Below are 17,500 nucleotides of genomic sequence, written 5' to 3'. Positions count from 1 at the left end.
GGGATTTCCAGTGCTCGCTGCAAGCCATCAACGGTTTGTTTTGCAAGGGCTTGTCAAGGAACTGCCAAGGAAGTTGCAATGGCAGCAGATGGCAGCGGAACCGCTGTAGGATGAAGCGTGCACGCAAACAAAAAGGCCGGCGCGAGGCCGGCCTTTCGTTATTCCGATTTCAGCGAAGCTAAGTACCGAACTCAGTACTTGGCAACGACCGGGCCACCCCAGCGATAGTTGACGCGGACGGTGACGAGATCGACGTCCTGGCTGATGCGGTCGACCGTGGAGAGCACGCCGGCGGGCGTCGCGAAGCCCACGTTGCGGTCGCCCATGAACATGTGATCGTATTCGACGGCGGCCGACCAGTTCGGGGCGAAGCCGTACTCGAGGCCGACGCCGACGACGCCGCCCCAGCGGGTTTCCTTAGCCGAGTCGAAAATCACGTTGGTGCCCGTGAAGCGATGGTCATACCGATCTTCGGTGACTGCAGCGCCACCCTTCACGTAGAGCAGGGCGTTATTCCAAGCGTAACCGATCTGACCCGTGAACAGGCCAAAGCTTCGGACGTTGGTATGATCAACCGCATCGCCCGGAACCAGGATGAACTGCTGGCTTACGCGCGAACCGTTAAAGTCCGCCCAGTTGCCCTGCGCTTCAACGCCGAACACCCATGCAGCCGCCTGCCAGCGATAGCCGATCTGACCACCGACCGTGCCGCCGGTCGCATCATGACATCCTTCAGCAAGAAGAGGGCCCGCCACCGGAACGACGTCCCAGCACTTGTGGCTCGAACCCCAGCCGCCGTTGATACCGATGTAGAAACCGCTCCAGTCGTAGACTGCAGCGATCATCGGGGGCGCCTTGGTGTAAGGACGCGCGGCGAGATCAGCGGCTGCGGCGGGAGCCGCGAACGCTACGAGTGCAACCGTACCAAGCAAAAACTTTTTCATTTCAAAATCCCCAGTCCCTGATCGCTTCCCGTTGGTCCCGAAGCGATGTCATCCAAGACGCGAGCGCCGCGTCGTTGAATAAATCAATACGCCGATTCAACCGGAAATACCGTCTCCGAAATGCCACACTCGCGGCCGAAGTGAGGGCTCTTCAAGGTAATGATTTGTTTACAAATTTTGTCGCGCAGCGCGGGTTGACCTAGCTTTCCCGAGGCGGCCAAGCACCGTCATGCGGTTCTGTTGCGGATGACCTGAGGTTGCGAAGAACAAAACTGGAACAATGCCGCGAGCAATGCTATAATGTGGATAACCAAGGGATTGCCGAGGGATCGCTAAGTCGGGGCGGCCATCGGGCGTATAGGGTCGTCCTCAATGTCCCTGGGTGGATGAGGCGGCCGATCCGGCGGCCAGTGCCGGCCGGTTGCGGCGGTCGCGCAGCTTTTTTGGTACCGATTTTGAGTGGAGAGCGACGATGGCGGGAAGCGTGAACAAGGTGATCCTGGTCGGAAACCTCGGCAAGGATCCGGAAATCCGGCGGACACAGGACGGGCGGCCGATCGCCAATCTGAGCATCGCGACCTCGGAAACCTGGCGCGACAAGGGCACCGGCGAACGCAAGGAGAAGACCGAATGGCATCGCGTGGTGATTTTCAATGAAGGGCTCTGCAAGGTCGCCGAGCAATATTTGAAGAAGGGCGCCAAGGTTTACATCGAGGGCGCGCTGCAGACCCGCAAATGGACCGACCAGAGCGGGGTCGAGAAATACTCGACCGAAGTGGTGCTGCAGGGTTTTAATTCGACCCTGACCATGCTCGACGGCCGCTCGGGTGGCGGCGGTGGTGGTTTTGGCTCCGACGATTCCGGCAGCAGCGATTTTGGTTCCGGCGGACAGGCCACTTCCGCGCCGCGCCGCCCAGTTGCCGCCGGCGCCGGGCGCAACAACGACATGGACGACGATATTCCGTTCTGATTGCTCGCCGTTCGAGCGGACCGGGGACTTGCGAGCCGCCGAAATAGTCGGCGGCTCCAGCAAGTTGTGCTTGTTCATGTCTATTCTTGATTAATCTACGTAACATTTTGATGTTCCCGATGTCTGGTAGCGCGTGTCGATGCTTCGGCGTGCCGCTAATGCTGGGGTTTTCACATTAAGAGCTCGATTTAGCGTTTTTCCGTCACGTGTGATGGTCATCGAACCGGCGGCTGCGGGATGGAGCCTTGGGAGCACGCTGCCATGAGTCTCGCGCCACTGCTGGAAGCCGTCCCGCCGATCCCGCTTCATGCCTTCGCGGCGATGGCGGCCTTCGCGCTCGGCATCGTGCAGTTCGCAGGCCCCAAGGGAACGCTGCCGCACCGGACCCTTGGCTGGATCTGGGTCGGCCTGATGGCGGTGGTGGCGGTCTCCTCATTCTGGATCCACGAGATCAGATTGCTGGGTCCCTGGAGTCCGATCCATCTGCTGTCGATCTTCACGCCGATCATGCTGGTGCTGGGCGTGTGGTACGCGCGCCGGCACAATGTCGGCGGCCACAAGATCACGATGATCTCGATCTTTGCCGGCGCGCTGGTGGTTGCGGGGCTGTTTACCTTCGTCCCCGGACGGGTCATGCATGCGGTGGTTTTCGGCCCCTAGGCGCGGCGGAAAACACCGGTTCTGACCCCCTGATTTTGGTCCCGCCGACGAGCTTGTTCCGATCCCGGAAATGGCTGGCGCGATGACTTGCCAGCAGAGCGCTGTGAGCCCGGTAAGTCCATGAAAAAACGAAGGGAAAAACAGCTGGCCGGGGGCGCCCTGGGGTGGTTAAAAGCCCTTCGATACGCTATATGATTCCCAGCCAAGAACTGACCGGATTCCCCTTTGTCTGACAACGATGACAACAAGCCCGGCGAGCCGCCGGCGCCTTCCGATATTCGTCCCGTTTCCATTCTCGACGAGATGAAGCGCTCCTACCTCGATTACGCCATGAGCGTGATCGTGGCGCGCGCGTTGCCGGATGCCCGCGACGGCCTCAAGCCGGTCCACCGCCGCATTCTGTATTCGATGTACGAGCAGGGGCACACCCCGGACAAGAAGTACGTCAAGTCCGCGCGCGTCGTCGGCGACGTGATCGGTAAGTATCATCCGCACGGCGACCAGTCGATTTACGACGCAATGGTCCGGATGGCGCAGGAATTCTCCATGCGCGTGCCGCTGATCGACGGGCAGGGCAACTTCGGCTCGGTCGACGGCGATCCCCCGGCGGCCTACCGGTACACCGAAGCGCGTCTGACCAAATCGGCGATGGAAGTGCTGGGGGACATCGACAAGGACACGGTTGATTTCCAAGGTAACTATGACAATTCAGAGAAGGAACCGTCGGTCCTGCCGGCCAAGTTCCCCAACCTGCTGGTCAACGGCGCCGGCGGCATCGCCGTCGGCATGGCCACCAATATTCCCCCGCACAATCTCGGCGAAGTCATCGACGCCTGCACGGCGCTGATCGACGATCCTGCGCTCAGCATCGACGAGCTCATCAACATCGTTCCCGGACCGGACTTTCCGACCGGCGGCATCATCCTCGGCCGCCAGGGCATCCGTTCGGCCTATCACCTCGGCCGCGGCTCCATCGTGATGCGCGGCAAGGTCAAGTTCGACACCATCCGCAAGGATCGCGAAGCGATCATCATCACCGAAATTCCCTACCAGGTGAACAAGGCCAGCATGGTCGATCGCATCGCCGAACTGGTGCGCGAGAAGAAGATCGAGGGCATCTCGGAGCTGCGCGATGAATCCTCGCGCGAGGGCCTGCGTGTCGTCGTGGAGCTGAAACGCGAAGCGGTGCCGGATGTTGTTCTGAATCAGCTCTACCGTTTCACGCCGCTGCAGTCGAACTTCCCCGCCAACATGCTGGCGCTGGATGGCGGTCGGCCGCAGACGATGAGTCTGAAAGACCTGCTCACGCTGTTCATCGCGTTCCGCGAGCAGGTGATCACGCGCCGCACCAAGTTCCTGCTCAACAAGGCCCGCGACCGCGCACACATCCTGGTCGGCCTCGCGATTGCGGTCGCCAATATCGACGAAATCATTCGTGTCATCCGCACTTCGCCCGATCCCACCACCGCCCGCGACACCCTGATGTCGCGGGACTGGGCGGCGCGGGATGTCGAGGCGATGATCACGCTGATCGACGACCCCAGGCATCGGATGACGGCCGAGGGCACCGCACGGCTGTCGCTGGAGCAGGCCAAGGCCATTCTGGAATTGCGCCTGGCGCGACTGACCGCGCTCGGCCGCGAGGAGATTTCCGAGGAACTCGACAAGCTCGCGGTGGAGATCGCCGACTATCTCGACATTCTGCGCTCGCGTACGCGGGTGCAGGCCATCGTCAAGGCCGAGCTCGCCGAGGTCCGGGCCGATTTCGCCACCCCGCGCAAGACCGTCATCATGGAGCAGCAAGACGAGGTCGAGGACGAGGACCTGATCCAGCGCGAAGACATGGTGGTCACGGTCTCGCATGCCGGCTACGTCAAGCGCGTGCCGCTTTCGGCCTACCGGGCGCAGCGCCGCGGCGGCAAGGGCCGCGCGGGCATGCAGACCCGCGACGAGGACTTCGTCAGTCGGCTGTTCGTGGCCTCGACCCATACGCCGGTGCTGTTCTTCTCCTCGCGCGGCCAGGTCTACAAGGAAAAGGTCTGGCGGCTGCCGGTGGCGGCGCCGAACGCGCGCGGCAAGGCGCTGATCAACATCCTGCCGCTGGAGCAGGGCGAGCGCATCACCACCATCATGCCGCTGCCGGAGGATGAATCCTCCTGGGCCAATCTCGACGTGATGTTCGCCACCACCGGCGGCAATGTCCGCCGCAACAAGCTCTCCGATTTCGTCGATGTCCGCCGTTCCGGCATCATCGCCATGAAGCTCGACGAGGGCGAGGCGATCGTCGACGTGCAGATCTGCACCGAGCACGACGACGTGCTGCTGACCGCCGCCGGCGGCCAGTGCATCCGCTTCCCCGTCACCGATGTGCGCGTCTTTACGGGGCGCACCTCGATGGGCGTGCGCGGCATTGCGCTTGCCGAAAACGACAAGCTGATCTCGCTATCGATCCTGCGCCACGTCGAGACCACCTCGGACGAACGGTCGGCCTACCAGAAGATGCGCCGTGCGGTGGCGGGCGAGACCGGCGCCGAAGAACCTGCCGACACCGAGGTCGAGGAGACGTCAGGCACGCTCCAGCTCTCGCAGGAGCGCTATGCCGAGATGTCGGCGCAGGAACAGGTGGTGTTGACCGTGTCCGTCAACGGCTATGGCAAGCGGACCTCGTCCTACGAATACCGGACCACCGGGCGCGGCGGCAAAGGCATCGTCGCGATGTCGGTCAACAACCGCAACGGCAAGCTGGTGGCTTCGTTCCCGGTCGAGGATTCCGATCAGATCATGCTGGTAACCGACAAGGGCCAGTTGATCCGTTGTCCGGTCGAGGGCATCCGCATCGCGGGCCGTTCGACCCAAGGCGTGATCGTGTTCGACACCGCCGAGGACGAGCACGTGGTCTCCGTCGAGCATATCGGCGACGACGGCGAGAATGGCGAGAACGGCAACGGCGGCTGATTGTCGTTTCGGGATGGTCCGGGCGAGCAGGCCGCAGGTGCGCGAGTGCGCACCAGGGAATCCTGAGATTCCGGGCTCGTGCCTTTGTCGCGCCCCGGAATGACGGGGCCTAAATTAAATTACGATCCCAGTCCCGACGCGACCGGCGTGGTCGCCACGCGCCGCTATTTTTTCGTTGCGCCATCCGCCAAAGTCGCCCGGAACGGTGCGCGGCTCAATTCGTTGCCGGCGGCGATAGCCTTGCGCAGCAGCTGCATCAGCGTAGCGGCCTCGTCCCTGCTCAGGCCGGCCAACATGATCTGCTGCGCGGACTCGACCACCGGCTCGATCCCCTCGAGGGTTCTGTGTCCCTCGTCGGTGATCTCCAAAGCGTGGGCGCGTCTGTCCCGGCTCGGCTGCCGCACCACCAGACCCTTCTGGACCAACCGATCGACGACGCCTGTGATGGTGGTGCGGTCATAGGCGATCAAGCCGGCCAGCGTTGCCTGATCGATGCCCGGCTGCATCGCGACGGTGGTGAGCGCCGCATATTGAACGGGCGTCAGGTCAAACCCGGCTTCTTCGACCGCAGCATGAAAAACCGCCACCGCGATCTGCTGGAACCGGCGCGCCAGATGCCCTGGCTTGTCGTTGTTGTCGGTCATCCAAAATCTCTCGGTCGATAATTTGACAAGTATACTTATAATAAGCATACTGATTAAATTCAGCAACGGCCTTTTTGACCGCCGTGGACCTGCAGGCTCCCGGCGCGAAAGCCGAGGGAGGGTTTCGTGCAATTTCATCTCAACGGATTCGAACCCGGCGACCCCGAGATCAAAGATCCGGCCCAACGAGTCGTCGCCTCAGGATCCACCGGCGCCATTCCGGCGGAGGTCGACGTCCTCATCGTCGGCTGCGGTCCGGCCGGGCTGACCCTGGCGGCCCAACTGTCCGCCTTTCCCGACATCAAGACCTGCATCGTCGAACAGAAGCCAGGCCCGCTGCTGCGCGGCCAGGCAGACGGCATCGCCTGCCGCACGATGGAGATGTTCGAAGCCTATGGTTTCAGCGAGCGTGTGCTGAAGGAAGCCTGCTGGATCAACGAGACGACCTTTTGGAAGCCCGACCCCGCGCAGCCCGGCAACATCGTCCGCAGCGGACGGGTGCAGGACACCGAGGACGGGCTGTCGGAATTTCCGCATGTCGTGCTGAACCAGGCGCGGGTGCACGATTTCTACCTCGACGTCATGCGCAAATCGCCGTCGAGTCTCGAACCATATTATGCGCGGCGCCTGCTCGATCTTCAGATCGATCCAGCCGGCGACAGCACCGATTCCTTTCCGGTGACCGCCAGGCTCGAGCGCCTCGATCCCGGGCACGAGGGGCAGGTCGAGACGATCAAAGCCCGCTATGTGGTGGGTTGCGACGGGGCGCGCAGCACCGTGCGCGCGAGCATCGGGCGCACGCTGCGCGGCGACTCCGCCAATCACGCCTGGGGCGTCATGGACGTGCTGGCCGTCACCGACTTTCCGGATGTCCGCTTCAAGTCATTGATACAGTCCGCCAACCACGGCAGCATCATCATCATTCCGCGGGAAGGCGGCTATCTATTCAGGCTGTATATCGAGCTCGACAAGCTCGATGCCGGCGAGCGGATTTCCAGTCGCAACATCACCGCCGATGATCTGATCGCGGCGGCGCAGCGCATCTTCAAACCCTATTCGCTCGACGTGAAAGAGGTCCCCTGGTGGTCGGTCTATGAGATCGGCCAGCGCCTTTGCGACAAGTTCGACGACGTGCCGGAGGAGGATGTCGCGAAGCGCCTGCCGCGAGTGTTTATCGCCGGCGATGCCTGCCACACCCACAGCCCGAAAGCGGGCCAGGGCATGAACGTATCGATGCAGGACGGCTTTAATCTCGGATGGAAGCTGGCGTCGGTGTTGCGGAAGCGCTGCCCGCCCAGCCTCCTGCACAGCTATTCGGTGGAGCGCCAGGCCATCGCCAAGGAGTTGATCGACTTCGATCGGGAATGGGCCACCTTGCTGGCATCGAGCAAAGGGTTCGATCCGGCCGAGACGCAGCGTTATTTCGTCAGGCACGGGCGCTACACGGCGGGGACCGCGGCCCGTTACGCTCCCTCGATCCTCACCGGCGAAGCAACCCATCAGCATCTGGCCGATGGGTTGACGATCGGTATGCGCTTTCATTCCGCGCCGGTCATCCGCCTGGCCGACGCCAAGCCGGTTCACCTTGGGCACACGGTCAAGGCGGATGGCCGCTGGCGCATTTTTGCTTTTGCCGGCGCGGAGGATCCTGCCGCGCCCGGTTCAGGGACCCGGAACCTCTGCGACTTCCTTGCCGAGGCGGAAGCTTCGCCGTTGCGGAAATACACAGCTGATGGCGAGGACATCGATAGCGTGATCGACGTCCGCGCGGTCTTTCAGCAGGATCATCACATGCTTGCCGTCGAGGCCATGCCGTCGTTGCTGCTGCCGCGGAAGGGACGTTACGGACTTCGCGACTACGAAAAGATATTCTGCGCCGACCTGAAGAGCGGCAACGACGTCTTCACCATGCGCGGCATCGATCGCGGCGCGGGATGCATGGTGGTGGTGAGGCCGGACCAATACGTGGCGCACGTCCTTCCGCTCAATGGCTACGCAGCGCTGGCAGCGTTCTTCGATCGCTTCATGACGCCACGAAACTGAACCAGGCGTTAAATTCCGGGCTGCGTTCCGGACGACCATCTGCCTGGTGCCGCGCAACATTGCAGCCCGGCAGCACGCCTGTGAGGGATGATACCGGCAATACGGCGGTACCCGGCCTGTTCCCTGCCGCGCCGCGACCAAAATTTTGCCAAACGCCGCCGCTACCTCGACCGCCGGCTGGCGGTCGCGATAAATTGTGGAACTCAGTCATGGCAAACCCGAGCGTCACGATTGACGCAAAGTCGCGTCCCACACGCGTCGAGGACAGCAATGTAGAGAGGGCGGGCCGCTCGGATCTCGGCAGCGTTTTCGTTGCCGCACTTTACGCGGCGGTTGTCGTTCCCGCTATGGCGGCATGGTTGTACTTGCTCGGCCTCTATCTCTGGAAAGTCATGATCTGGATGATTGCATGATCGCGCCTGGTCGTCGGTCGGTCCCACCCCTCGAGTCTACCGCGCGGAGCATGTGAGATGCTGGAAGTCATCGCTATTTTGATTTTCCTCGGAGCGGCCTACGCTGCCGGATATTATACGCGTGATCGGATTTCCCGAAGGCGGCGCGAGAGCGCCCGCAGGTGGAAGAACTACACGGAGCCGGGACGGCCGCGGCCCGCGAATACCAACCAGGCTCCGCTCAAACAGGCGCTCGGCGATCTCGGCCAGATGCTCAACCGCTGGGATGACCGAGCCCGGGCGCGCCGATTGCAGCGCTGATGGAATTGGTGGCCGCCCAAAACGCCGAAGTCCCCGGGGGGCATCCCGAGGACTTCAAACCAGAGCAATCTGACGGCTAAATTTGGTGAGCGCGGCGGCCCTTATGGGGTGCGGTTGGCGGTGACCAGGCGCGCTTCCCGGATCAGCGACTTGCTGCCGGCGGCGCGAAGGCAGGAGGTCTCGAAATTCGGCCAAGCCTGCTGCGAGCAATCCTTGCCGACGGTGCGGATGTCGAGCCGGTCACTCTTGGCAAGCGCCTGGGGTACGCTGGCTTCGACCGAGGGGGCAAAGCCGGGCAAAATGGTCAGTGCGGCGGCGATCAGCGCGGCAAAGGTGATTGCGGAAAGTGCCTTGATCATGACGGTCCCCTGTCATGGGCCGTTCGGCCCGTCGTTTCGTTGGACGGATGTGTACCTACGCGGCGTTTCCGGCTGTCTTCGCCAGGGCGGAAAATGGTTTCATTCCGGCCGAGTTTTGTTTCGTCGCGTGGCAGGGGACGAAACATTGCCCGCCTGCCCAAGCAGACGCGCGGACCCCGAAACTGGTTCATTGGCCGATCTCAAATAAAAACCGGGCCTGACAGGGAACCAGAGCGTCTCCGCGCGAAGCGGGGCGCGGTAGCGTGAAAACGCGACAAAACGAGTTTTCCCCGGCTTGCCGGGCCGCCCGGGGCGGGTTAGGAGGGTCCTATGCCCCGTATCGCGCTCTATCCCGGCTCGTTTGACCCGATCACCAACGGCCATCTGGACGTGCTCCAGCGCGCCGTCACCCTGTGCGACCGCCTGATCGTCGCCGTTGCCGTCCACCCCGGCAAGAAGTCGCTGTTTTCGACCGATGAACGGCTGGAAATGCTCAACGAGGTATGCGCACCCATCGCCAAGCAGGCCGGTTGCGCCTTCGAGGCCACCACCTACGACAATCTGACGGTCACGGCGGCCCGGGCGGCCGGCGCCACCATCATGATCCGGGGCCTGCGCGACGGCACCGATCTCGACTACGAGATGCAGCTCGCCGGCATGAACCAGGCCATGGCGCCTGACGTGCATACGGTGTTCGTCCCGGCATCGCCGGCGGTCCGCCCGATCACCGCCACACTGGTGCGCCAAATCGCGGGGATGGGCGGCGACTTCTCCGCGTTCGTGCCGGCTTCGGTCGCCGCCAAACTCAAGGCCAAGTTTGCCTAGCGACTGTCCTGCGTTTCCAAGCCTTGCTCTCTTGATCCCACTCTCTTGATCCCGGAGTTTTTATGATCCGTATTCTCGCTTTTGTCGCAGCCCTGATCTGCGCGGCTCCCGCGATCGCCCAGCCGCTCCCGGCCAATCTCGACAAGGCCAATGCGATCGTGATCGACACCACGAAGGGCCGCATCGTGATCAAGCTGCGGCCTGACATCGCCCCGCAGCATGCCGAGCGCATCAAGCAGCTGGCGCGCGAGGGCTATTACAACAACGTGCCGTTCCACCGCGTGATGGACGGCTTCATGGCGCAGACCGGCGACGGCCAGAACTTCAACGGCACCGGCGGTTCGAAATATCCGAACCTGAAGCAGGAATTCTCGAAAGTGCCGTTCACGCGCGGCATAGTCGGCATGGCGCGGCGCGGCGACAGCGTCGATACCGCGAATTCGCAGTTCTTCATCATGTTCGCGGAAGGCTCCAGCCTGAACGGGCAATACACCGTGATCGGCGAGGTCGCCTCCGGCATGGACGTGGTCGACAAGTTGAAAAAGGCGCCGCCGGGATCGCAAGGCGGCAGCGTCACCGACCCCGACAAGATGGTGAAGGTGCAAGTCGCATCCGACATCAAGTGATCGATGGCCGCGTCGCGCAGCAAGCCGCTCCTCGGGTTTGCCGCGCTGCTGTTGTGGCTGGTATCGGTCGTGCCGGCCGCCGCACAACCGCAGCAAGTCGACACGCTCAAGGACATCTTTGTGCGGCTGCATTCGTGCTGGAAGCCGCCACCGCTGTCGCAGGCCAACCCGATCGACATCACCGTGGTCGTCAGTTTCAACCGCGCGGGCGCCATCCTCGGCCACCCCAAAATCACCTATGAATCGGAGCAGGCCAGCGATAACGACCGGCTCAAATACCGGGTCGCGGTGATGGAGGCATTGCAACGCTGCACACCGTTGCCATTTACCGAGGGACTGGGCGGTGCTGTTGCCGGCCGGCCTCTCGCGGTCCCTTTCAGAACCCGCAAACGTCCACCCAAAACCGAAGAGAGAAGAGCATGGCTGCCACAGAGAATACTTTGATCCTGGAAACCACGCAGGGTCCCGTCACCATCGAAATGCGCCCCGATCTGGCGCCGGGCCATGTTGCCCGCATCAAGGAACTGGTGCGCGAAGGGTTTTACGACGGCATCGTGTTCCACCGCGTGATCGAGGGCTTCATGGCGCAGACCGGCTGCCCGCAGGGCACCGGCACCGGCGGTTCCGGCAAGAAGCTGAAGGCCGAGTTCAACAAGGAGCCGCATGTTCGCGGCACCACCTCGATGGCGCGCGCCGCGAGCCCGGATTCCGGCGACAGCCAGTTCTTCATCTGCTTCGACGATGCCTCCTTCCTCAACGGCCAGTACACGGTCTGGGGCAAGGTCACGGATGGCATGGACAACGTCGACAAGATCAAGCGCGGCGAGCCGGTGCAGAACCCCGACAAGATCGTCAAGGCGCATATGGCCGCCGACGCGGCGTAACGCTCCTCCTCATGGTGAGGAGCCTGCGCAGCAGGCGTCTCGAACCATGAGGCCATTGATGCAGCAACGGCCGGGCTTCATCCTTCGCGACGCCTGCTGCGCAGGCTCCTCAGGATGAGGTTCGGCGCCAGTGTGCAGGATTGCATGCGCACCGATCTGTTCGACTTCGACCTTCCCGCCGCCAGCATCGCGCTGCGGCCAGCGAGCCCGCGCGATTCCGCAAAAATGCTCGTCGTGCAGCCGGACGGCGCGCTGGCCGACTGGACCGTGAGCGAGTTGCCGCAATGGCTGGAGCCCGGTGACCAGCTGGTCGTGAACGACACCAAGGTGATTTTGGCCCAGCTCAAAGGCCGCCGCATCGGCCGCGAGACCGAACCGAAGATCGAGGCGACGCTGATCAAGCGGCTCGACGGCTCGCGCTGGCAGGCGCTGGTCAAGCCGGCCAGGAAGCTCGCGCCCGGCGATGTGGTTCGCTTCGGCAATGAAGGCAAGGTCTGCCTGCTCGGCCATCTCGACGCCGAGGTCGAGGCCAAGGGCGAGGAGGGCGAGATCACGCTGTCGTTCTCGTTTCACGGACCGGCGCTCGACCAGGCCATTGAAGACATCGGCACGCCGCCGCTGCCGCCCTACATCGCCTCCAAACGCACGCCTGACGATCGCGATGCCGCCGATTACCAGACCATGTTCGCGGCCAATGAGGGCGCGGTCGCAGCACCCACTGCGGGGCTGCATTTCACGCCGGCGATGGAAGCCGCACTGCGCGGCCGCGGCGTCGGACTGCACCGGATCACGCTGCATGTCGGGGCAGGGACCTTCCTGCCGGTCAAGGTGGAGGACACCTCAGAGCACAAAATGCATGCCGAATGGGGCTCGATCTCGGCCGAGACCGCAGCCGCCTTGAATACGGCCCGCGCTACGGGCGGCCGCATCGTCGCGGTCGGAACCACATCGTTGCGACTCCTGGAAAGCGCGGCCGCCGAGGACGGCACGATCCAGCCGTTTTGCGCGGAGACCGCCATCTTCATCACGCCGGGCTATCGCTTTCGCGCGGTCGATATCCTGCTGACCAATTTCCATCTGCCGCGTTCGACACTGTTCATGCTGGTGTCGGCGTTCAGCGGGTTGGATACGATGAAGCAGGCCTATGCCCACGCGATCGCCAGCGGCTACCGGTTCTATTCCTATGGCGACGCGTGCCTGCTGTTGCGCGCGCGGGACTGAGTGATCGACGCTTGTGTCAGGTTCGTTCGACGGCGCGCTCGAGCCTCTTGCTCAAGATCCAGGAGAGGCCGAGGAACGCCACCAGCAGCGCGAAGGCCACGCCGGAGGAAGCATCGCTCATCACCTTCTCCGAGACCTGGCCGAAAGCATAGCCGGCCGAGACGACCGTGCAGGACCACAGTCCTGCCGCGACGAAATTGAACGCCAGGAAAGTGGACCAGGGCAGCTGCGATATCCCATAGGCAAAGCCCGCGACGCCGCGAATGCCGTGCGGAAAACGATGGAACAGGATCATCCAGGCATAGTGGCGGTCGGCCAGCCGGGCTGCGGTCTGGACCGCACGTTCCAGCCTCGGGAAGGATCCGAGCCAGCTTGTGCCGTAGCGCCGCCCGATCCAGAACCGGATGACATCGCCGGTAAAGGTGCCGAACCAGCAAACCACGAGCAGCGTGCCGAAATTCAGCGCGCCTGAATGCACCGCGTAGCCCGCGAACAGCGTGATCAGCAGGCTGTGCGAGGCCGCATAAGCGAACATGAGGCTGTAGGCCGCATCGCCGTGCTGGCGGATGAGATCGAGAAACGACGCGAGATCGGTCGGAAACAGCAAAATGGCCCCTTTGACAAAGTTCCCCGATGACACTTCCTGTCACCGGGGAGCTGCCGGGACGCTACTACGTTGCTTGAGCATTTGAAAGCAGCGGTGGGGTGGTCCCCGCCTTATACGTCGATCAACGCGGCTCGCTCGGTTTGTCGCGTTCCCGGCTTTCGGCGGCCTGAGCGGCGCATTCATCCATGCCGTGGCACCGGCTCTTGTAATAATAGTACCACGAACCGGCTATCGCACAGATCAAGACCAGCGCGAGGAGATAAGCCCAGCTTCGCTTCGGCATCGTCAGCCTTCAAATTCGGTTTCGGTCGCGAACTTAACGAACGATTCGCTGTGAAACCAGCGGGGCGACGCGCGCCCCAACGATGTCGGGTGTTTTCAATTTCCAACGAAGCGACGAAGGAGGAGCAGCTCGGACGGCATCGAACGCACGCGCTCGGTCAAATCCAAGGCTCAAATCCAAGGCTCCTGCAAATGCTCCTGTTGCAGCGCGCGTTGAACCGCCGGTCTTGCAAGAATGCGATTCATGTACGGACCGACATGGGGCCAACTTGCTCCCGGTCGCGGCATTCCACGGGACCATCGACACAGGGTAAGCGCACAAGCGTCGACTGCCGAGTAAGTATTACCCAACAACCACTGATCACCGTGGGATTCGAGCGCGCCGTCGAGCAAATCGAATAAGCCATATACCTTCTGTTCAGCACACGCTCGCAACTCGGGAAACATGGCTGGATCGTTGGCCCATTTATTGGGATGCAGATACATGGATAATGCTGGCTGTAACGTGCTTGAGGACCACATGAGCCACTTGTAGAAGTGCGCGCGTTCGCCAGTCCCTATTGCCGGAGCCAGGTCACAACCCGGATAGCTATCGAGCAAATGCAGGCAGATGGCTGCGGATTCGTACAAGACCAGGTCATCCTGCACGAGGACCGGGATTAGACCGTTTGGATTCAGTCGGAGATGATCGGGTCCCTTGTGAGCGCCGCCGCTTAGATTGACAAAGATGAGCTGATACGGCGCCCCAATTTCTTCCAGCAAGATATGCGAGGCGAGGCTGATGAAGCCGGGATAGTAATAAAGCTTCATCATCGGCAATCTCCTCGCGAACAAGAGCGAGCATGCTTCGCCGCATAGAAATGATATGCGAAGCGTGGGGTTGGTTAGCGACGTGCAACCTACCCCACGATTTCACTTCACGCCATCGCGCGCTGCGGCAGCAATTCCGCGATCTGGACGGCGTTCAGCGCGGCGCCCTTCAACAGCTGGTCCGCTGAGACGAACATCGCGATCGAATGGCCGGAGGGGTCGCTGAGATCGTTGCGGATGCGGCCGACCAGCACGTCGTCCTGGCCGGATGCGTCAATCGGCATCGGGAAGTAGTTCTTCGCGCGATCGTCGACGATCCTGACGCCCGGCGCCTGCGAGAGGATCGCGCGCACGTCGTCCTCCGAGATCGGCCTTTCGCACTCGAAGGTGATGGCCTCACAATGCGCGCGCAGCACCGGCACTCGCACGCAGGTGACGCCGATCGCGATCTTGTCGTCCTCGAATATCTTGCGGGTCTCGTTGATGACCTTGGTCTCTTCGTCGTTATAGCCGGTCGCCGGATCGATCGCGGTGTTGTGGCTGAACACGTTGAAGGCGTAGGGGAGCGGGATCACCTTGGGCGTGAACGGCCGGCCCTCGAGGCTGGCGCGGGTCGATTCCTTCAACTCCTCCATGGCCGCCGCGCCGGCGCCGCTGGCGGCCTGGTAGGTCGAGATGATCATGCGCTTGATGCGGTTCTGGCGGTGGATCGGCCACAGCGGCACCAGCGCCGTGATCGCCGAGCAGTTCGGGTTGGCGATGATGCCCTTGTGGTCGCGGATGCGGCCTGCGTTGATTTCGGGAATGACCAGCGGCACGTCCGGATCCATTCGGAAGGCCGAGGAATTGTCGACCACCACCGCGCCCGACTTCACCGCGATCGGCGCGTACTTCTTCGAAATACTGCCGCCGGCCGAGAACAGCGCGATATCGACGCCGTGGAAGGAGTGCGGATTGAGCTCCTCGATCACAACAGGCTCGCCGCGGAAATTGATGGTTTGGCCAGCCGAGCGTGCGCTCGCCAGCGCCTTCAGCTTGCCGACGCGGAAATTGCGCTTGTCCATGGTGGCAATGAATTCGGCCCCGACGGCGCCGGTCACGCCGACAATGGCCACTACAGGATCGTTGCTCACGTTCGTCTTCCTTTTGGTTGAGTAGGTTACGGGCAATAAAAAAAGCCCCGGTCCTTTTCAGGCGGGGCTTCGGTTCAGATGATGCGATCGTTCGGCTACGCGCGCACGGCTCCCGAGCCCCCCAAGGGTGCTTTGGTTTTCGCGGTGCGTTTGGTGGTCGCGTTCATGGGGCGGACTTATGCGGGAGAGTTTGGTCGTCGTCAACGGGTTTTGCAGCGAAAATCGACCCAAACCGGGTCGAATGGCCTGTTGAACTGAGCGGGTCTGTTACGCCATAAGCTGCCGCATGGACGTTCCCAATCATTTTGAGCTGCTCGCCATCGACGGCCAGGCCCGGCTCGGCCGGCTGACAACCCCGCACGGCTTGGTGCGGACGCCGGCGTTCATGCCGGTCGGCACCGCCGGCGCGATGAAGGGCATGCATTGGCGCGAGGTGCGCGATGCCGGTGCCGATATCGTGCTCGGCAATACCTATCATCTGATGCTGCGTCCGGGCGCCGAGCGGATCGCTGATCTTGGCGGCCTGCAGACATTCACGGGATGGCGGGGGCCGATGCTCACCGACTCCGGCGGCTTTCAGGTGATGTCGCTGTCGGAGCTGCGCAAGGTGACCGAGAAGGCCGTGACCTTTCGCTCGCACATCGACGGCGCCAAGGTCGAGCTGTCGCCGGAACGTTCGATCGAGGTGCAACGGCTGCTCGGCTCCGACATCGCCATGCAGATGGATGAATGCGTGCGGCTGCCGGCCGAACGCGGCGATATCGAGCGCGCGATGCAGCTTTCGCTGCGCTGGGCCGAACGCTCAAAGCGCGCCTTCGAGAGTGCGTCGCCTGGCTACATGCTGTTCGGCATCGTGCAGGGCGGCGACGTGCCTGATTTGCGCCACGCCAGCGCGCACGGGCTGGTCGATATCGGTTTCCATGGCTACGCGATCGGGGGCCTTGCCGTCGGCGAGCCGCAGGCGGTGATGCTGGCGATGATCGAGGAGACCGCGCCGCGGCTGCCGCAGGACCGCCCCCGCTATCTGATGGGCGTCGGCACGCCGGAGGATTTGCTGGAGGCGGTGGCGCGCGGCATCGATATGTTCGACTGCGTGATGCCGACCCGCAATGGGCGCCACGGCATGGCATTCACGCGCTTTGGCCAGATCAACCTGCGCAATGCCCGCCACGCCGACGATCCACGGCCGCTCGACGAGGAAAGCGCATGGCCGGCGACGCGCGAATACTCGCGCGCCTACCTGCATCATCTGGTGCGCTCGGGCGAGACGCTCGGCGCGATGCTGCTCTCGGAAATCAATATCGCGTATTATCAGCACCTGATGGCGGAGATGCGCGAAGCGATCGGCAACGGCAGCTTTGAGACGTTCCAAAAGCAAACGCGCGCCGAATGGGCGCGCGGGGATATTGTTGCAAGGTGAAGCTGCGAGGTAACGAGCCTCAGTTGCAGGCGAACCTCTTGATCGAATGTTTGGTCACGAAGCCGTAACCGCAAGTGTCGCAGGTCCAGAGGTAGCTGATCAAATTGTCATGAAGATAGGCGGAAGCTTCCGCGGCCACCATGGAGTCCGCGCATACCGGGCAGGTCGGTAGATCACAGCCGCGTGGGTCGGGCCTAGACGCGACGGTCGACAGGACTTCAGCAATTGCTGGCATCGTGACCTCCTTGCGATCTGAAGCTTAAGCTCAACTCACGACGAAAGTATAAACCGATTTGTTTGACGTTGTCGCAACACAAATGCGTTGGATTGGCGTTTTGGCGAAGTTTCGATTTTGCGATGCAGCGAATTTTTGACTCTGACGTTTCGGACTTGCGCACCAGCTC

General features: G+C 62.5%; 19 protein-coding genes. 12 read left to right on the top strand and 7 right to left on the bottom strand.

Annotation, left to right across the window (positions count from 1 at the left end; genetic code table 11):
- Window positions 1–191: 191 nt before the first annotated feature.
- Window positions 192–944: an outer membrane protein gene (locus ACSQ84_RS18665; RefSeq protein ID WP_436213182.1), complete on the bottom strand. Its 753-nt coding sequence runs from the start codon at window positions 942–944 to the stop codon at window positions 192–194.
- Between the two features lie 472 nt (window positions 945–1,416).
- Between ACSQ84_RS18665 and ACSQ84_RS18660 the strand changes: the two genes are divergently transcribed.
- The 3 genes from ACSQ84_RS18660 (at window position 1,417) to gyrA (ending at window position 5,529) form a co-directional block, all read left to right on the top strand.
- On the top strand, window positions 1,417–1,914 hold the full coding sequence (locus ACSQ84_RS18660; protein WP_436213181.1) for a single-stranded DNA-binding protein: 498 nt from the start codon (window positions 1,417–1,419) through the stop codon (window positions 1,912–1,914).
- 261 nt (window positions 1,915–2,175) lie between these two features.
- Window positions 2,176–2,574 carry a DUF2306 domain-containing protein gene (locus ACSQ84_RS18655; protein WP_436213180.1) on the top strand — a complete coding sequence of 133 codons (399 nt, stop codon included), beginning with the start codon at window positions 2,176–2,178 and terminating at the stop codon, window positions 2,572–2,574.
- 225 nt (window positions 2,575–2,799) lie between these two features.
- On the top strand, window positions 2,800–5,529 hold the full coding sequence (gyrA, locus tag ACSQ84_RS18650; RefSeq protein ID WP_436213179.1) for a DNA gyrase subunit A: 2,730 nt from the start codon (window positions 2,800–2,802) through the stop codon (window positions 5,527–5,529).
- Between the two features lie 164 nt (window positions 5,530–5,693).
- Here gyrA and ACSQ84_RS18645 read toward each other — a convergent pair whose 3' ends face one another.
- Window positions 5,694–6,173 (bottom strand): MarR family winged helix-turn-helix transcriptional regulator, encoded by a 480-nt coding sequence (locus tag ACSQ84_RS18645; protein WP_436213178.1) that lies wholly within the window; start codon window positions 6,171–6,173, stop codon window positions 5,694–5,696.
- Window positions 6,174–6,299: 126 nt separating this feature from the next.
- On the opposite strand from ACSQ84_RS18645, the gene ACSQ84_RS18640 reads away from it, so the two are divergent.
- From ACSQ84_RS18640 to ACSQ84_RS18630, 3 genes are all read left to right on the top strand, one after another.
- A complete protein-coding gene (locus tag ACSQ84_RS18640) occupies window positions 6,300–8,216 on the top strand; it encodes an FAD-binding monooxygenase (RefSeq protein ID WP_436213177.1) in 1,917 nt (638 codons plus the stop codon).
- A gap of 209 nt (window positions 8,217–8,425) precedes the next feature.
- The gene (locus ACSQ84_RS18635; RefSeq protein WP_436213176.1) at window positions 8,426–8,629 is read left to right on the top strand and encodes a hypothetical protein; all 204 of its coding nucleotides are present in this window, start codon (window positions 8,426–8,428) and stop codon (window positions 8,627–8,629) included.
- Window positions 8,630–8,686: 57 nt separating this feature from the next.
- A complete protein-coding gene (locus tag ACSQ84_RS18630; protein WP_436213175.1) occupies window positions 8,687–8,929 on the top strand; it encodes a hypothetical protein in 243 nt (80 codons plus the stop codon).
- A 101-nt stretch (window positions 8,930–9,030) separates the two neighbouring features.
- On the opposite strand, the gene ACSQ84_RS18625 is transcribed toward ACSQ84_RS18630, so the two are convergent.
- Complete coding sequence (locus ACSQ84_RS18625) at window positions 9,031–9,288, bottom strand: hypothetical protein (RefSeq protein ID WP_436213174.1); 258 nt, start codon at window positions 9,286–9,288, stop codon at window positions 9,031–9,033.
- Window positions 9,289–9,618: 330 nt separating this feature from the next.
- Between ACSQ84_RS18625 and coaD the strand changes: the two genes are divergently transcribed.
- The 5 genes from coaD to queA all read left to right on the top strand — a co-directional run bounded on the left by coaD (window position 9,619) and on the right by queA (window position 12,844).
- Window positions 9,619–10,113 carry a pantetheine-phosphate adenylyltransferase gene (gene coaD, locus ACSQ84_RS18620; protein WP_436213173.1) on the top strand — a complete coding sequence of 165 codons (495 nt, stop codon included), beginning with the start codon at window positions 9,619–9,621 and terminating at the stop codon, window positions 10,111–10,113.
- A gap of 62 nt (window positions 10,114–10,175) precedes the next feature.
- Entirely contained in the window at window positions 10,176–10,739 is a 564-nt protein-coding gene (locus ACSQ84_RS18615; RefSeq protein WP_436213172.1) for a peptidylprolyl isomerase, read from the top strand.
- Between the two features lie 3 nt (window positions 10,740–10,742).
- Window positions 10,743–11,183 (top strand): hypothetical protein, encoded by a 441-nt coding sequence (locus ACSQ84_RS18610; RefSeq protein WP_436213171.1) that lies wholly within the window; start codon window positions 10,743–10,745, stop codon window positions 11,181–11,183.
- Window positions 11,159–11,623 carry a peptidylprolyl isomerase gene (locus ACSQ84_RS18605; protein ID WP_436213170.1) on the top strand — a complete coding sequence of 155 codons (465 nt, stop codon included), beginning with the start codon at window positions 11,159–11,161 and terminating at the stop codon, window positions 11,621–11,623. Before ACSQ84_RS18610 ends, ACSQ84_RS18605 begins: the two co-directional genes overlap by 25 nt.
- A gap of 144 nt (window positions 11,624–11,767) precedes the next feature.
- Window positions 11,768–12,844 carry a tRNA preQ1(34) S-adenosylmethionine ribosyltransferase-isomerase QueA gene (gene queA / locus ACSQ84_RS18600; RefSeq protein ID WP_436213169.1) on the top strand — a complete coding sequence of 359 codons (1,077 nt, stop codon included), beginning with the start codon at window positions 11,768–11,770 and terminating at the stop codon, window positions 12,842–12,844.
- A 16-nt stretch (window positions 12,845–12,860) separates the two neighbouring features.
- Here queA and ACSQ84_RS18595 read toward each other — a convergent pair whose 3' ends face one another.
- From ACSQ84_RS18595 to ACSQ84_RS18585, 3 genes are all read right to left on the bottom strand, one after another.
- Entirely contained in the window at window positions 12,861–13,451 is a 591-nt protein-coding gene (locus ACSQ84_RS18595) for a DedA family protein (RefSeq protein ID WP_436213168.1), read from the bottom strand.
- A 453-nt stretch (window positions 13,452–13,904) separates the two neighbouring features.
- Window positions 13,905–14,546 (bottom strand): glutathione S-transferase family protein, encoded by a 642-nt coding sequence (locus ACSQ84_RS18590; RefSeq protein WP_436213167.1) that lies wholly within the window; start codon window positions 14,544–14,546, stop codon window positions 13,905–13,907.
- Window positions 14,547–14,650: 104 nt separating this feature from the next.
- Entirely contained in the window at window positions 14,651–15,676 is a 1,026-nt protein-coding gene (locus ACSQ84_RS18585; RefSeq protein WP_436213166.1) for an aspartate-semialdehyde dehydrogenase, read from the bottom strand.
- A gap of 286 nt (window positions 15,677–15,962) precedes the next feature.
- Here ACSQ84_RS18585 and tgt point away from each other — a divergent pair, with 286 nt between their 5' ends.
- Window positions 15,963–17,096, top strand: coding sequence for a tRNA guanosine(34) transglycosylase Tgt (tgt, locus tag ACSQ84_RS18580; RefSeq protein WP_436213165.1), 1,134 nt, complete (start codon window positions 15,963–15,965; stop codon window positions 17,094–17,096).
- Window positions 17,097–17,115: 19 nt separating this feature from the next.
- Here the strand turns inward: tgt and ACSQ84_RS18575 are convergent, their stop codons facing one another.
- Window positions 17,116–17,331: a hypothetical protein gene (locus tag ACSQ84_RS18575; RefSeq protein ID WP_436213164.1), complete on the bottom strand. Its 216-nt coding sequence runs from the start codon at window positions 17,329–17,331 to the stop codon at window positions 17,116–17,118.
- Window positions 17,332–17,500 lie beyond the last annotated feature (169 nt).

Source organism: Bradyrhizobium sp. LjRoot220 (assembly GCF_964252915.1).
Taxonomy (GTDB): domain Bacteria; phylum Pseudomonadota; class Alphaproteobacteria; order Rhizobiales; family Xanthobacteraceae; genus Bradyrhizobium.
The sequence above is the reverse complement of the archived record's forward strand: the minus strand, read 5'-3'. Positions and strand labels throughout refer to the sequence as shown.